Origin of the sequence: Chitinophaga eiseniae, from assembly GCF_900167135.1 — a bacterium.
Taxonomy (GTDB): Bacteria; Bacteroidota; Bacteroidia; order Chitinophagales; family Chitinophagaceae; genus Chitinophaga; species Chitinophaga eiseniae.
The window spans coordinates 457,699-473,760 of the sequence record NZ_FUWZ01000001.1 but is presented as its reverse complement, the minus strand read 5'-3'; the positions used below and the strand labels follow the sequence as shown (position 1 = coordinate 473,760).

The 16,062-nt window shown below is 51.8% G+C and carries 9 protein-coding genes; 5 read left to right on the top strand and 4 right to left on the bottom strand.

Annotated elements, in window-relative coordinates; genetic code table 11:
- Positions 1-3: 3 nt before the first annotated feature.
- The 4 genes from B5D63_RS02030 (at position 4) to B5D63_RS02015 (ending at position 7,655) form a co-directional block, all read left to right on the top strand.
- Positions 4-594 (top strand): RNA polymerase sigma-70 factor, encoded by a 591-nt coding sequence (locus B5D63_RS02030; RefSeq protein WP_159455863.1) that lies wholly within the window; start codon positions 4-6, stop codon positions 592-594.
- Between the two features lie 276 nt (positions 595-870).
- Positions 871-2,034, top strand: coding sequence for a FecR family protein (locus tag B5D63_RS02025; RefSeq protein ID WP_078667104.1), 1,164 nt, complete (start codon positions 871-873; stop codon positions 2,032-2,034).
- 304 nt (positions 2,035-2,338) lie between these two features.
- Positions 2,339-5,893 (top strand): SusC/RagA family TonB-linked outer membrane protein, encoded by a 3,555-nt coding sequence (locus B5D63_RS02020; RefSeq protein ID WP_159455862.1) that lies wholly within the window; start codon positions 2,339-2,341, stop codon positions 5,891-5,893.
- Positions 5,894-5,912: 19 nt separating this feature from the next.
- Positions 5,913-7,655 (top strand): SusD/RagB family nutrient-binding outer membrane lipoprotein, encoded by a 1,743-nt coding sequence (locus B5D63_RS02015; protein ID WP_078667102.1) that lies wholly within the window; start codon positions 5,913-5,915, stop codon positions 7,653-7,655.
- 146 nt (positions 7,656-7,801) lie between these two features.
- Here the strand turns inward: B5D63_RS02015 and gap are convergent, their stop codons facing one another.
- The 4 genes from gap to B5D63_RS01995 all read right to left on the bottom strand — a co-directional run bounded on the left by gap (position 7,802) and on the right by B5D63_RS01995 (position 14,128).
- On the bottom strand, positions 7,802-8,803 hold the full coding sequence (gene gap, locus B5D63_RS02010; RefSeq protein ID WP_078667101.1) for a type I glyceraldehyde-3-phosphate dehydrogenase: 1,002 nt from the start codon (positions 8,801-8,803) through the stop codon (positions 7,802-7,804).
- An 84-nt stretch (positions 8,804-8,887) separates the two neighbouring features.
- Complete coding sequence (locus B5D63_RS02005) at positions 8,888-9,886, bottom strand: GlxA family transcriptional regulator (protein WP_078667100.1); 999 nt, start codon at positions 9,884-9,886, stop codon at positions 8,888-8,890.
- A gap of 35 nt (positions 9,887-9,921) precedes the next feature.
- A complete protein-coding gene (locus B5D63_RS02000; RefSeq protein WP_078667099.1) occupies positions 9,922-12,759 on the bottom strand; it encodes a DUF6493 family protein in 2,838 nt (945 codons plus the stop codon).
- 22 nt (positions 12,760-12,781) lie between these two features.
- A complete protein-coding gene (locus tag B5D63_RS01995; RefSeq protein ID WP_078668498.1) occupies positions 12,782-14,128 on the bottom strand; it encodes an SWIM zinc finger family protein in 1,347 nt (448 codons plus the stop codon).
- A 154-nt stretch (positions 14,129-14,282) separates the two neighbouring features.
- Here B5D63_RS01995 and B5D63_RS01990 point away from each other — a divergent pair, with 154 nt between their 5' ends.
- Positions 14,283-15,989, top strand: a complete 1,707-nt coding sequence (locus tag B5D63_RS01990; RefSeq protein WP_078667098.1) for a hybrid sensor histidine kinase/response regulator — start codon at positions 14,283-14,285, stop codon at positions 15,987-15,989.
- Positions 15,990-16,062: the final 73 nt, after the last annotated feature.

The window sequence follows — 16,062 nt, the reverse complement described above, 5'->3', positions numbered from 1 at the left end:
CACTTGGAGCATCAACGATTAAATAGTGAACATGATTTACTATTATTAGTATCGCAAGGCGATGAGGCTGCGTTTGCGCAGTTGTTTCATGCCTATCACCAGCGACTGGGCGCTTTTGTATATCAACTGACCGGCTCCCTCTCCATGGCGGAAGAAATTGTACAGGAAGTGTTTATCCGCATCTGGGAAAAACGCGACAAACTCAGCCACGTAAGTCACTTCCACCCTTACCTCTACACCGTAGCTAAAAATTACACTTTCTCCTTCCTTAAAAAACTGGGCCGCGAACTGGAACATAAACAACAATGGGAAATGACCATCGCCGCCGATACCGGCAACCCGTTTGAAGAAACCATGGATGCCCGCTATCGCCGTATCATCGACCAGGCTATTTCAGAACTGCCGGCACAGCGGCAACGGGTATACCTGCTCAGCCGCGATGAAGGACTGAGACAAGCCGAAATAGCAGAGCGGATGGCGATCTCCCGGGAAACCGTGAAAAAACATATGGTGCTGGCCCTCCGGGCTATCCGCAGTTACGCGCTTACCCACCCGGAAACCAACCTCCTGCTGCTTTTGTTCCTGCCTCAATAATCTTTCCCCTTCGGGAGATATTATCGTCATTTTACCCACTACTTTTTCCCCTTCGGGAGATATTATCGTCATTTTACCCGCTACTTTTTCCCCTTCGGGAGATATCATCGCCATTTTACCCAAAATACTTTCACCCTTCGGGGGATGCGCTTGCCCGCGCCTCCTACCTTTTTACCCTTCGGGAGATGCCTGCCGCCGGCCCTAAAAATTTTTTTTCACGCCATTACCTCTTTTTACCCCTCCCCGCTGTCTATATAAATAGATTCACTTTTGCAGATGGACAACAACAGATTAAAATACCTGTTAAGCCAGTATACCACCCGTACCGCCACTTCCGCCGAACTGGAAGAGCTGAGAATATTTCTCGGCTCCGACGACCAGGACGCACAACTCGAATGGATGATAGAAGAGGCATGGGTACAATCCGCCGAAACGGAAACAAAGGTTTTCGGTAACCGGTCGGACGCCATGCTGGCTCATATCCTCTCCGCAAAAACTATTACACGCCCGTTGGCTAAAACGTTTTATCGCAGCTACCGCGCAGCGGCAGCCATACTACTGCTGGTACTCGCAGGCGCCACCATCCTGTGGACACGCCAGCGAAAAAAACCAGCGCCCGTAGCAACAGCGCAACATAAAGTATTTCTCCCCGGATCAGACAAAGCCATTCTCACCCTTGCCAGCGGTAAAACCATTGAGCTGGACAGTAATATGAACGGGCAGATAGCGCAACAAGGACATGTAAGCCTGCAAACAAAAGCCGGTCAACTGGTATATAAACCACAGGCAGCCCCGTCTGAAACCGCCGTCAGCTGGAACACGCTCCGCACCCCGAAAGGCGGTCAGTACAGCCTTGTTTTGCCGGATGGATCACGGGTATGGCTCAACGCAGCTTCATCGCTGCAATACCCTACCACCTTCGCCGGACCAATTAGACAGGTGTCCCTCTCCGGAGAAGCCTATTTCGAAATACAGCCCAACGCCGCGCAGCCGTTCTTTGTCAACACCGGCGAAACAGCAGTGGCCGTACTCGGCACCAGCTTTAACATCATGGCCTACAACAATGAAAATAGCATCAGAACAACACTTTTACAGGGATCCATCAAGGTAAGCCGGCAAATGGCACATCATCTCCTTAAACCGGGACAACAATCACTGATCAATGAAAACGGTACCATGGAAGTCATTGACCATGCAGACACCGACCTCGCCGTAGCCTGGAAAAACGGCCTGATATCTTTCAGAAGCGCCGATATCCGCACCATCATGCGGCAGGTAGAACGCTGGTATAATATTGAAGTGGTATTTAAAGGAGATGTGCCTACCCGTACCTTCACCGGCGACATCCCCCGAACAGCAGATCTGTCGGCACTTTTACGCCTGCTCGAAATCAGCAAAATTCATTTCAAACTGGAAGAGGAGAAATTAATCGTCATGTAGTAAAAAAAAGTAAGTATCATTTAAACACACAACCAAAATCAAATTAGTACGACATGCACAAAGGTCCCTAAAAGATCTGTGCCCGCATAGCCAAAAAAACCAGGAGCGCTCTCACCCGCCCCTGGTATAAATGTCTAAGCTGGCATGACACAACGCAGTATCAAAATTTTATCAACTCAAACATCCCAAATGTATGAAATATCAACGTCATGCACGGCCCTTTTGTGTGCCAGGGCTACGCCTAACCACGCCTGACCGTACAGGCACATCCGGTGCACATCTCACCTTCAAAAAAAGACTGATCATGCGACTTAAAATAGTCACCCTGCTGCTGACAGTGGCCTGCCTGCAAATCAGTGCAAGGTCTATGTCACAACAGATTACACTATCCCGGAAACATGCCACCCTCCTGAGCGTCTTCGAAGACATCAAAAAACAATCAGGGTACAGCTTCTGGTATGAAGATATCATGCTGAAAAAAAGCAAACCGGTAGACATACAAGTACAGAACGCCACCCTCGAACATACACTGGCAGCCATCTTCCAGGACCAACCTTTCTCCTACGAAATCATCGGAAAAGTGATCGCCCTGAAAGAAAAAGATGCCAGGAAAGAAGAACGGGACCTGAACGTTACGGAGGTAACACAGGACAAGCGAAAAATAACCGGTGTAGTAAAGGACAGCACCGGCACCCCTATCCCCGGCGTTACCTACCTCATAAAAGGGACTAAAACCGGAGGCGCAACGGATGCTGCCGGACGCTTCTCCATCGAAGTACCACAGGGCAACGTGGTACTGGTGTTCTCCTCTGTCGGTTTCCAACCCACCACTATTACCGTAGGCAGTTCCAATACGGTCAACGTAGTGCTGCACACCGCCTCCAGCGGCCTCAATGAGATGGTGGTGACCGCCCTCGGCATTAAACGCCCCAAAGGAACGCTGGGCTACGCCATCAGCACCATAAAGGGCGAAGAACTGACCAAAGCCGGTACCACCATGAACCCCTTCCTCTCCCTCTACGGTAAAGCTGCCGGCGTGGGCGTGAATATGGGCGCCTCCGGCCCCCAGGGTGGTATCAAAATCAATATCCGCGGCGCCGCCAGTATGAACCCCGACCAGAACATCCGCCCGATGTTCGTGGTAGACGGTGTTATCCTCAGTGACCGTAAAACCTCCATCGGCGGCCCCGTTGGCCAGGGCTTCGACTACGGCGCAGGCATCAATGATATCAACCCTTCAGATATCGAATCCATGGTGATCCTGAAAGGCGCTAAAGCCACCGTACTGTATGGCAGCGATGCGGCCAACGGCGTAGTGCTCATCACCACCAAAAGCGGCCGTAACGCCACCGGCATGGGCATGACCGGCTCCATCCAGTACACCACGGAAAGACCGGTGTCTTACCTGAAACTGCAGGACCAGTACGGCCTCGGTGATAACATCTACGACACGGTTTACGCCACGGTCAACGGACAGAAAATCAGGACCATTCCCAACAAACGCTTCAGCTTCGGTCCTAAATTCGATGGCGCCAACGCCATGTTCTACGACAGCTCCATGGTGAAAAATTCACCGCATACCAATAACTTCCTGTCACTCTTTAATCCCGGCCACTCCACCACCGGCAACGTGGCCATCTCCGGCAGCAACGACAAAGGCAATGTGCGCGCTTCCTATACCAACTACTACTATAAAGATATCAACGGCGACAACTCCTGGCAGAAAAGAAACACTTTCAGCTTTAACGGAAACATCAAAGCCTCCAACCTCGCCAGCTTCGAAGTAATCTCCAATATCTACAACATCACCAGCATGAACCGCCGTGGTTCCAACGACGGCTCCGTAGCCTGGGGCCTGCCGCTGGATTACGATTACGGCCTGATCTACCCTTTCTATACCGATCAGACAGGATACAAACGCGACCTCTCCCTCGCCGGCGTACCTACCGCTTTTTCCAACCTGGGCGGCTTCATGTGGGACCGTTCCCAAAACTCCCTGAAGGATGATAAAATCCACATGATCACCTCCGCCAAAGTAACGCTGAACTTCACCCCTCACCTCTTCCTCGTGGGACAGGCCGGTCTTGATTACGACAATACCACCTATACCACCGAAAAAAGCGTGACCAGGGTACTACCCAGCGTTGCCAACGGCTCCTTCGGTATCGCCAAGGAAAATTCAACAGTGCAAACTTACCAGGCGCTGCTCAACTACAACCGTTCGTTCATGCAGGACAGGCTCCACCTGTTTGCCTACACCGGCGGCGCTTACCGCCTGCGCTCCTCCGATTACCTCGGCAGCAATACCATCGGCGGCCTCAACTTCGCAGACCTGTACTCTTTCAACAACGAATCCGGTACACCTTCTGCCGCCAACCTCTATCAGATCAGGAGCTTTAACCGCGGCAACGACGTACTGTACAGCTGGCTGGCCTCTGCCTCCCTGTCCTGGAAAAGTGAACTCACCCTCGAGGTCCAGGGCCGTATGGACTGGAACTCTACCCTGCCCCCGGCAAACAACAAATATTTCTACCCCGGCGTAGCCCTCAACTGGAACTACACCGAACGTTTCGCCATTCCCGGCATGAACAGCGGTACCCTCCGCCTCTCCTGGGCCGATGTAGGTAACGGTACTAACCGCTATTTCGCCAACAACCTGTACAGCTTCACCCGGTTGTCCAACACTACCGCGCTCTCTATCACTCCGCCCGATGCCATCCTTCCCGGCGCACTGAAACCGGAGCGCAAAAGAGAGTTTGAAATCGGTATCAACAACTCCTTCTTTAAAGACAACAGGCTCACCATTGACTTCTCTGCGTATAGCAATCACCGTTATAACCAGATCTTCAATCTGCCGATATCTTCCGCTTCCAGCTCCACAGGGCTTAAAATCAACGTGGGCGACGTGAAAGCATGGGGCCTCGAACTGGGCCTCACCGGTACGCCGCTCCTCGGTAAAAACTACAGATGGGACATCACCGTGAACGCCGCCAGCCAGGGCTCTAAAGTGGTACGCCTCTATCCCGGCGTTACCAACAACCCGATCTCCAACCTGATCAATGGCTCCGCTGCATCTGTTCATGCCGACGAAGGACGCCCCTACGGAGAAATCATTATGTACGACTACCTCCGCGATGATGGCGGTAATAAAATCGTAGGTACCAACGGCATGTATTCCCTCAACAATCAGAAGTCTATTGTTGCCGGTAACATCATGCCTAAATTCTACGGCGGTATCCTCTCCGATTTCCGCTACAGAGACTTCAACCTCCGCATCGGCCTCGATTACAAATCCGGCGGCACCATCTTCTCCTATACCAACAACCGCCTTACCGGTGTAGGTCAACTGGAAAGCACGCTGCAATACAGGGACGAAGCACACGGCGGCCTGGCCTACTACTACGATGCCGACGGCAATATGGTACCCTGGCAGCATAACCAGCCCGCTCCCGCCGGCGCCCGGAACGGCCGCGTATACCACGACGGCCTCATTCTCCCCGGTGTCATGCAGGACGCAAACGGTAAATATGTGCCAAACACACAGATGACCAACGCCAGCAGCTACTATATGAGCTATGCCAACGACCTGGCCACCTCATTCCCTCCGGACCGCCTGTACAAGAACAACTATATCAAAGTAAGAGAAGTGGCCCTCTCCTACGACGTTCCCCGCGATGTGGTAAGACGCATGAAACTGCAAAAGCTCACCATCACCGCTGCAGCACGTAACCTGTTCTATCTCTATAAATCCATCCCCAACATCGATCCGGAAGGCGCTTTGGGTGCGGACACTTATGTGGAAAACACCATTTACCCTACACTGCGTACTTTCTCACTGGGGCTGAACGTAGCTTTCTAACGAATAAAAAAACGACAACATGAAAAAATCATATTTATATATAGCCGTGATGGCGCTCGCCGCTACCTTCAGCGCCTGTAAAAAAGATGTGGAGAAAAGATTCTATGACCCGGACAAACTCAACGCCACCGTTACCGATGTAATACCCGGGTTGTTCACACAGCTGATCACCAACAACAAACTGTTTGTCCAGGACTACGGAGAATGGTATTACCTCCTCAATGGCGGTACCAGCATCACCGGCTACGGACAGGTAGCGCAACGGTATATCTCCTACCGCTATGACTGGTTCAGCAGCTACAACGACCTGGTAAGCGGCAACGGCTTCGACGATTTCCCGATCTCCGGCCAGTCCTTCTTCCAGAACAGCTACACCCGGCTCAAAAACTATGAAGTCATTAAAGACTCCGTGGAACTACGTACAGGACAACTGAAACAGGATGGCGACGTATACCTGAAACTGGCCACCTTCGTGAAGCTGTACCAATGCGGCAAACTGGTGGACCTGTTCAACTCCATCCCCTACTTCGACGCTTTTCAGGGCGTAAAAGGCGGAACACAATACCTTTTCCCGAAGTACGACGATCCCAAACAGGTGTATCAGTCTATCATCGCCGACCTGGGCGGACTGGTAAACACGCTGCCAACCGCTTTCACACAGATGTCCCCCGCCGCGAAAACAGTCTTCCAGCAACAGGACTTCGCCTTTAAGGGAGATATCAACAAATGGGTGGCCTTCATCAACTTCACACGCCTGAAAATGCTGGTGCGCATCGCCGGCGTGGATGAAGCATATGCTAAACCACTGATCCAGGACGCACTGGGCAAACCCTTGCCCACCACCGATCTTACATGGACCATGTGGTATAAGATTGATGTATTCGGTGGCGGCACCTGGCAGCGGGGCCTGTATGAAAACGCCTATGCGGCTTTCATTCCCAACATCATCATGAAACGGTTGAACTACGGTGACTCCACCTATCAACCCGGTATTGACGATCCACGCCTGCCGGTACTGGCCCTGCCAACCAAATTCAAAGACTACCGCGGCGTGTCTGCCAATATCGAACAGCAGGAAGCGCTCTACAACAGCGGCCAGCGTTACTACGCTTTTGCAGACAATATCACGTCTTCCCTGTCTACCAATGCCAAGTCCATGTACAGCCATATTACGCTGCACCGCAACGAAAATATGCCGGTATACATGGCCACACTGGGTGAACTGGACCTGCTGCTCGCAGAAATAGCGCTGAAAAATCTGGGCAACACCGGCAAAACAGCCGGCGATCACATCAAGGACGAAGTGATGCATAGCACCAGCTTCTGGTACTACCTCAACCAACTCAGCACCTACGCCAGAGGTACGCTGGATTCTGTATTGTATCCTTCCAAACCTACCGATGCCATCGTCAGCGCATGGGGCGAAAACATCAAAACCAAATTCACGGCGGCGGCTACACTGGAAGACAAAATGGAGATCCTGATGCAGCAGAAATACATCCATCTCAACCTGCTGCAGCCATATGAGCTGTGGTCTGAACTGAGAAGGACCCGTCACCCGAAACTGGAGCCTTTCACCTGGCATTCCTCCGTATGGAAACCAATGCCGGAAAGAGTACACTACCCTACCGTGGAGCTGACCAACAACCCGGACAACTTCGCAAAAGTGGCCAACGAAAACAACACAACTACCCCGATCTTCTGGGTACCGGCCAATCAACGCGGCGTAATACCTTATTGGGATAATTATAACTACCAGTAATTCATCCAGGGATTTTTTGATTTACGATTTTTTGATTTCGTGGATCAAAAGAGCAAATTAAAAGGAGACCAACGCGAATCACCTGTTCGCTTTGGTCTCCTTTTTTTATCATCCACAAAATCAAAAAATCGCAAATCAAAAAATCTCTAAATAGCAACTGCCGCGTAAGTTTCCCTGGTAACCAGTTCCGCGATACGGTTGGAAATACCGGTTTCATTATCGTACCAGGCCACTACTTTAACCAGGTTGCCGATGACTTTCGTCATGGTACCGTCTACAATGGAGGAATGCGTATTACCCACGATATCGGCAGACACAAAAGCCTCTTCGGTGTATTCGAGAATACCTTTCAGATCTGTTTCCGCATGGTGTTTCAGCAAGGCGTTGATTTCCGCGGCCGTAGCCGGTTGTTTCAGCACCAGTGATAGTTCCGCAATGGAGCCATCAATAACCGGTACCCGGTAAGAAACACCGTCCAGCTTACCTTTCAGCGCTGGCAGCACGTCGCCGATGGCTTTAGCTGCGCCGGTGGTGGTGGGAATAATGGACTGTGTGGCCGCCCTGGCCCTTCTGAAATCCTTATGCGGGCCGTCCTGCAGCATCTGGTCCATCGTAAAAGCATGAACAGTAGTCATAAAGCCGGATGCTATGCCAAAAGCCTTGTCCAGCAGAAACAGCGGAGGAGCGATACTGTTAGTGGTACAGGAAGCAGTAGACAGTATTTCATCTGCCGGCTCAATAATGTCTTCATTAACACCGGCGACGATGGTTTTCACGCCACCGGAAGCGGGCGCCGTGATCAGCACGCGGCGCGCGCCTGCGCGAAGATGTGCCTGCGCCTGGTCTTTGCTGGTGAATCTCCCGGTGGATTCTATCACCATGTCTACCCCCAGCTGGCCCCAGGGCAGGTTAGCAGGGTCTTTTTCGCTGGTAAGCAGTATCTCTTTTCCGTTAACGATCAGGTGTTGGCTGGTATGGGAAACCGTGCCGGGGAATTTTCCATGGGCGGTGTCATATTTGAAAAGGTGAGCGAGGATGTCCGCGCCCATCAGGTCATTGATGGCTACTACTTCCACATTGTCTTTATGCTGTAAAGCTCTGAGGGTCATTCTTCCGATACGGCCGAATCCGTTGATAGCTATTTTCATCGCTTGAATAATTTTGGTTACCGTACAAAAGTACTGCAACCGCCATCTGTCTCAAATGACGAAAAATATACAGTTTCTGCCAACTTACGGGTGCAGGGTGCTGCGGAAATTCCGGCGGTAGTCGCTCGGGGAAACGGAGATATGGCGGAGGAAGACGCGCCGCATAGAGACCATCCCTCCAAGGCCGCACTTTTCGGCGATCTGTTCTATACTGAGGTCGCTCTCCTCGAGGTACTTACGGGCGGTTTCCACCCGTAGTTTTTCCACAAATTTGGCGGGGGTGAGACCAGATTCCCGGAGGAAGACGCGGGCGAAATTACGGGGACTCATATTCGCTTGAGCGGCCAGGCGTTCCACGCTCAGGTCCTGATGCAGCTCCTGGGTCATCCAGGGCCGTAATTTACCGGCGAGGGTATTGGCCAGCCGGTGGTGGTCCAGCAGTTCACCGAACTGCGTTTGGTACCCCGGCCTTTTCAGGTAGATGACCATCCTTTTGGCGACCTGCGCTGCCAGGTCGCGGCCATAATCTTCTTCCAGCAGGGCAAAAGCCAGGTCGATACCGGAAGCCAGGCCGCCGGACGTATAGACGTTCCCGTCACGGGTATAAAACGGATTGGTATCCAGCTGCACTTCAGGGTGCCGGTCCTGGAAGTCCTGTGTGTATTGCCAGTGAGTAGTAGCGCGGCGGCCACGGAGTATCCCTGCCCGCGCCAGCGCATAAGCGCCGATACAAACGGAGCCGATACGGCGCAGGCGGGGATATACATTATTCAGCCATTCGTAAAAATGATGCAGGTTGTATTGCAGAAATTCAGTGCCCAGCCCGGCTATCAGCAGCGTGTCGATCGGGCGGTCCAGTTCCCCGATCGTTACCGGGCATATCAACTCCACGCCGCTCTGCGTTTTCAGGTGATGATCTTCCACTGCCGAAGCCAGCAGTATCTCATAACCATCCCCCTGGCGCTGTGCGTCGTTGCGGAGTATTTTATTGGCCTGCGAAAAAACGTCGCAGGGGCCGGCAATATCCAGCAGGGCGGTACCCTCCATCGCTACAATAACGACCAGTTTTTTAGACACGGACATCTGATGTTTTTTCAAAAGTACACAGAAAAAACGGGCTAAGCCTGCACTACCCGTTTCAACAACTGCTGCACTGCCTTTTTCACGGCACTGCTGCCCTGCCAGGCGGTCAGCAACTGTATAACAGCCGCATTGCTGATCCTGCTGTTGTTGATCGCCAGCACTTCGCCATACACCTCCAGCAGCTTTTTAAGATCTTTTACCGGTGTTTCGGAGAATACAGCAAGACAGGCTGTCAGCAAAGTTTCCAACGCCTCGTTCTGCTGCCGGCTGATCTGCGTTTGTGTAGTTATCAGATCGGTAAAACGTTTCATGGGCGCCCATCCTACCCGCTGCTGCATACCAACAGTACCTCCCAGTTTTTCACTGCTGATATGATCGGGAATACGGCTGCTCCAGTATTCAGCGGCATATGCCTTGACTGTTTTATCGGCGTGCAACATACTCAGCGCAATGCAGAGATACATCATTTCAGAAGGAGGAATATCCAGGCTATGCAAGGTTTTCAGCGTATTTAACACGATACCCGTTTCGTTCACCTCATAAAATCCGGAAGAGCGTTGACAGGACTTCATCACCCGCGCCAGCAATACATCCGGATGATTGGGCGTGAGCAGCAACAGCCTGGCCACATCTGAAATGGAAACAGAGAAATACTCTCCCACGCCGTTCATATACTCCTGCAATAACGGCGACTTCCCTTTCAGGATTTCCCCTTCCGGGAAAGTAATATCCATCACCAGCTCCTCCGACATGTACCGCTCATAGTCCCTTTTCTCAGGGTTATATTTTCCATATGCCAGGTAGGGCTTGCCGCCTGTCGTCCACGCAAAACCACCATTCAGCAGCGATACCGGCAAGCGGTTATACGAAAAGTCCGCAAACGCCTCATAGATTGCCTGAGGCGCCTTGGTAAGCCCTGCCTGCATCCAGGCGTCTTCCAGGGTGAAAGGTCCCTGCGGCATGGCAGCGGCATCCAGTAGGAAAGTCAGCAACTGCCGGTATTCGCCGGCAGGCCATTTGTCTACCAGCGCCAATGCTACGCCAGTATCCTGCCGCGCACAACGCGCTATGGCCACCTGCAGGTCCAAACTGTCCGGCGATACGCCGGCTGACTGATACATTGCCAATCGTTGTGCCAGCACCTCCGGAGCTATCCAGCCCGGTTCGTGCGTGGGGGTGGAAAGCAGCGGCAAGGGGTCTTTTTCACGGATCTTCTTCAGTGCCAGTATCAGTAGCTTCCGGTGTGGAGCATACACGGCGCTCTCCGTGCGGGACGTCTTCCAGTGCTCCAGCTCCGGCATCTCATGACGGCCCCGCCACCAGTGCTGCGACTGCTTTACTTCATTCAGTCTGGCCGTATAGGCGGCATCGTTATCCGCCATCCATTTGCCATAATTCAGGAAGAACACAGCCAGCGTCATATCCAGTAGCCCCATGTTACCGGAAGGCCGTTTTAAAACAGTAGCCGCCCGCTGCAACGCCGGCTCCAGCTGCAACAATGTTTCAGTGGTGATGTTATCCTGTGCCGCCAGCAGCATGGCCGGCAGCAGATCAAAATGCCAGGTGGCATTATTTTCAAACACCTGGCTGGCAAAAAATACCAGGTCTTCTGTAACGATCCGGTTATGATCTCCGATCAACGGCAGTCGCGCTGTAACCTCCGGATCTGCGGGCAGTACGTCTGCCTGTTCTTCTTCCAGCAGGTCTTTCAGGGAGCTCCGGGTACTGGCGAGCATACTGCTGCTGTATTGGGAAAGTTGTTCCCTTAAAGCAACATCATGTTTATCGGCCCACTGCAATATCAGTTTGGCCGCTTTGGCCTGCAGGTCCTCATCCTTTGACAAGAAAGCGGCGCACAGCTCCAGGCAGGCCCGTTGTTTAATCTCCGGATGCGTTTTAGCTGCTTTTTCCAGTATTTGCAGCGCTGTGGTGATAATATTCTTTTTATCGGTGGCCATCACCTGCGGCAGATGATCAAGCAAAGCCTGATGATTAAACTGCTTATCGCCGGCGAGGGCTTTCAGGTACCCCAGCGCGGTGTTCACCGCTTTGGACTGCGGCGAATTCAGCGCCTGCAACAACAGGGGCTGCAACTGCTCCAGCTCAGCCCGGGACGGTTTCAGCAATGTCAGCATATCCACAAACCAGCCCACCTGGAGCTTATTAAAATTCCGGTTCACCGCCTGCAAACATTCTTCCAGTACCCGCATGCGGTCGATAGTACCATCGCCGGTATATTGCAGGATAAAGCCTTTCCAGTTGGGTTCCGTATCTCCTGTTTTTTTACTGTTTGTCCAGTTATCGCTGAAATGTATGTTGGACGGGTATTCGAACAGGTACCAGAAATGTTCCGACAGGGTGGCCGGAAATTCAAATAACCGTGCAGGTTCGTATAACCGGTGTTTACCGTTGATCGCCATAGGAAGCCGGCTTACCACCATGGCAGGCGTCAGCGTAAGCACTTCTTTTGCCTGCAGTTCCAGCAGCTGCCAATAGTCCAGGTCGCCCGGCAATGCTTCTTTTTCTGCCATCTCCTGCACCCATTCATTAAACCAGCCGGGCATGTACCAGGAAATAATGTTGTCCAGCAAGCGCTCCCGGAAAAGTGTAAAATGAAAATTTGTGCGCTGGAAAGCGGCTTTGTCGTAACAAACAAAAGTGGCGACTGCCAACATCCTGGCCTGCGGAACAGTCATCCGTGAGGTGTAGGTGTTAGGGCTCGGTGACACAAACGCTGAGTAATACGCAGCCAGTTTGGTTAGTCCCGGCCTGAGTGCTTTTTTTTCTTCGGGGGTCAATCTTTGTAAAAATGGCACGATATCCTGTTCACGCTCTGTGGTTAACAATTGCTCCAGTTCTTCCAAATGTGTCATACAATCATTTTTGGGTTAAGTGTCAGTTTAATTTTTTCCGTACGGCAAGAATATGTTTACACGGACCGCGTTCTCCCTGGTGTTTGGCAAACCAGGTACAGGTACAGCGGGCCAGATCATCTTCTATCACCACAGTATGCGTAACACCACTGCCGGCTACACGCGCTTCGGTTTTGTTTTCTTTCTGTGAAACAATGGCCACCTTGTCTTCTGCCAGCAACTGCTCCGCATCTTTCATGCGCGGATTCAGGCTCATGATCCTGTTGAGCTTAAACGGCAGGCGGCGATAAAAATAGATGTTCTCGTCGGGATCAAACCCCAGCAGCCCCATCGCTGCAAGGCGGGCCGTGAGTTGGTCTATCTGTTCAAAGCCGGCCTGTTCTTCCACCGCCAGCAGCGTGGCATTAAACTCCTGGTTCACATGACCGTACTTATCCATCGCATTGATCAACCTTTCAGGCACGTCCGCTATCAGCGCGTCCAGTGCAGCACCTTCACCGGAAAAGCCGCGCCAGGCTTCGCGTGACAGGCTGAGGCTGAACCGCACGTTACCGAAATAAAGTTGCCATGTAGTACTCTGCATATCCGGATGTACAAACACCTGCAGCTCGTCTGCCAGCGGCAGCAGCGGTTCCAGTAAACGCAGGCGGTGTATGCCACCCACACAAACGGCATTCGCTGTTTTCACCGGTGAAAAAGCCGGCCTGTTGCCCCGCACGGCAAGGTAATAGTCTGCTTTCACCGTACCCGCAGGAATGCCCTGAAACAGCTGCCGCAACTGCACCTTATTCAACGTATGCATCTTTTCCGATGCCGCCAGGAACAGCTGCACCGTTGTGAGCCCCTTGATCCACTTCATCGGCAAAGGCACCTTCTTTTCGGTAATACTTTCATCCGGCCGGCTTTGTACACTGATCGCTGTAGCGTTCACCGTCAGCCGCATGGTATCACTTCTCCCGATGGCATGCAGTGCATTGATCATCGGTTGATTAAAATCCACGTTCACTGTGCCATTCGCGGAAAATGTACCCCGATGGCCGCCCGGCAGCACATCCACCCGTGCATATACGCCGGCACATTGCGAAAAACCTTCGAAGCGGAGCTTCTCTGCCCCTGCCGTCACAATCGGGTCTTTCATCTGGCCGGCCTGCGCCGGCGACAACGTAAACGACGACCGCACTACATTGGACAAAGCAATCAAACAACGGGCAGTGATATAAGGCTGTTCCAGGCTTCCGTGGAAGAATGCCGGTCCCGCTGCTTTTTCCAATTCACTGTAACCCGCCAGCAATAAGCGGGGTTCGCTCCCTGCCACAAAGGCCGATGGAGCGGGGTAGCTGTAACAGATCGTGTTTATTTCGGGTATCATGTCAATGGTAAAAAAGAACATTCATTTATACTGCATTCAGAATACAGGCAAGTATCTGAACAAAAATAACCATAAGGATTAGTATTCCTAAAACAGAAAAAACTAATTTCGGGGATACATTATCCATGCCACCCTCGAATAATGAAAAACGACTATGAAAATTGCTGCCTATTCGGATAAACCGGTATCCTTTTTTAATACACTCTGCCTCCTGCTGGCCGTCCTGTCACTCACCCTTGGCATGGCCGTGTTTTACCTGATTGATTTTGCACCCGCCTTTTACCTCGAACTGTTTGTGGGCGTGCTGTTCTTCTGCCTGCCCTTCCTTCACCACCGCATCGGGGTCGATAACGTTATCCTGATATTTTTTGTGGTACTGGATGCTGCGCTGGTGTTTTATGGTATCGTACTGGGGCCTGTGTCAGAAATACATCTGCTCGCCGCCTTCCTGATGGGCGCCTCCGACCTGCTGATAACCAGCAGGAAACTGCGGAATCTTTTCTGGGCCTATGTGGGCTTAATGGTGGTACTCCTCGAGGTTAACTATTCCTATCATCTGTTTACCCCCATCACCTTCAGCAAAAGCAGCATGCTCGCCATCCGGCTGATCGTAGTATTGACCGGCACGGCGCTGAATGGCATCATGTTGTATTTCTACATCAAACAGGTACGTACCATGATGGCGGAACAGAAAAAAGCGTCCGAAGCGAAAACCAAATACCTGCGGGAAACCAATCATGAAATCAGAACACCACTGACCTCCATCATGGGTATCGCGGAAGGGCTCAACGAACATGTAGCGAAACTGGAAAAAGTGGTACGCCCGGCAGACAGAGACCTGGTGGCCGCTATCCGTAAAGAGACAGAACATCTGCAGGTAGCGTCACTGCTCATCAGGGAAATTATCAACAATCAACTCGACCTTGCCAAGATAGAAGAAAACCAGTTCAACGAAGTAAAAAACGAAAGCTTCAGCTTACGGGAATGCATCAACGAATGCATCCAGATGCTGCGCCCCATTACCTCATCACGAAATATCAGCATCCAGCTCCACTACGACGCCCGGCTGCCGGAATACATCCTCTCTGACAGCACCATCCTCAGCAAAATCATCAACAACCTGGCATCCAACGCGGTGAAATACGCCGTCAAAAATTCCGATGTGCAGTTCAACGTATCAAAGGCCGGCGATCATATCCACATTGAAACACAGAATGACAGCTCGCTCAACCCGGAACAGCTGCAGGATATCTTCCTTCCTTTTGTGTCTCATGCCAGCAAGGAGCATATGGCGGAAAGCACCGGCCTTGGACTGGCTATCACCAAACAGCTGGTGGAGAAAATAAACGGGACTATCAGCGCCACGAATACAGGCGCTACTACCAGCTTCCTGCTGGCCCTCCCGCTGAAAGCAGGCTTTAGAATGCAGGAGAAAGTCTATCCTGAACCGGAGAAAGAAATGTACCAGGATTATATTATCCTCGTTTTGGAAGATGATAAACTCAACCAGGCCGCTTTTGGTGCCGCTATCAAAAGCCTGGGGCCTACGCCCTTTTTTGCAGAAAATGGTATGGAAGCCCTGGAGCTCCTGAAAAAAATCACACCCGACCTGATCATCACCGATGGTAAAATGCCTGTCATGGACGGTAAAAATTTCCTGCTGGCGCTACGGGCCGCCGGCGACGCCACCCGTCACATTCCGGCGATCGTTTCCTCCGGGGAAACATTCCTGCAGGAACAGGAAGAGTTTATGGCCGCCGGTGCTACTGACTTCCTGCTAAAACCTTTTACAAGACGACAACTGGTGGATATGGTCCGGAAACATCTGCCGGGTATAAAGCTGATGGAACCACTCGCCTGATTTTATTCCGCTTTCAGACTGTGCATCGGGTTTTCAGATAATTACGAAACATGGGGAATATTTTTGAAAGACA

What these genes read in the sequence shown, in the direction of transcription:
- B5D63_RS02025 (WP_078667104.1), top strand. Translation starts at nt 871, where the DNA reads ATGGACAACAACAGATTAAAATACCTGTTAAGCCAGTATACCACCCGT.
- B5D63_RS02020 (WP_159455862.1), top strand. Translation starts at nt 2,339, where the DNA reads ATGCGACTTAAAATAGTCACCCTGCTGCTGACAGTGGCCTGCCTGCAA.
- B5D63_RS02015 (WP_078667102.1), top strand. Translation starts at nt 5,913, where the DNA reads ATGAAAAAATCATATTTATATATAGCCGTGATGGCGCTCGCCGCTACC.
- gap (WP_078667101.1), bottom strand. Translation starts at nt 8,803, where the DNA reads ATGAAAATAGCTATCAACGGATTCGGCCGTATCGGAAGAATGACCCTC.
- B5D63_RS02005 (WP_078667100.1), bottom strand. Translation starts at nt 9,886, where the DNA reads ATGTCCGTGTCTAAAAAACTGGTCGTTATTGTAGCGATGGAGGGTACC.
- B5D63_RS02000 (WP_078667099.1), bottom strand. Translation starts at nt 12,759, where the DNA reads ATGACACATTTGGAAGAACTGGAGCAATTGTTAACCACAGAGCGTGAA.
- B5D63_RS01995 (WP_078668498.1), bottom strand. Translation starts at nt 14,128, where the DNA reads ATGATACCCGAAATAAACACGATCTGTTACAGCTACCCCGCTCCATCG.
- B5D63_RS01990 (WP_078667098.1), top strand. Translation starts at nt 14,283, where the DNA reads ATGAAAATTGCTGCCTATTCGGATAAACCGGTATCCTTTTTTAATACA.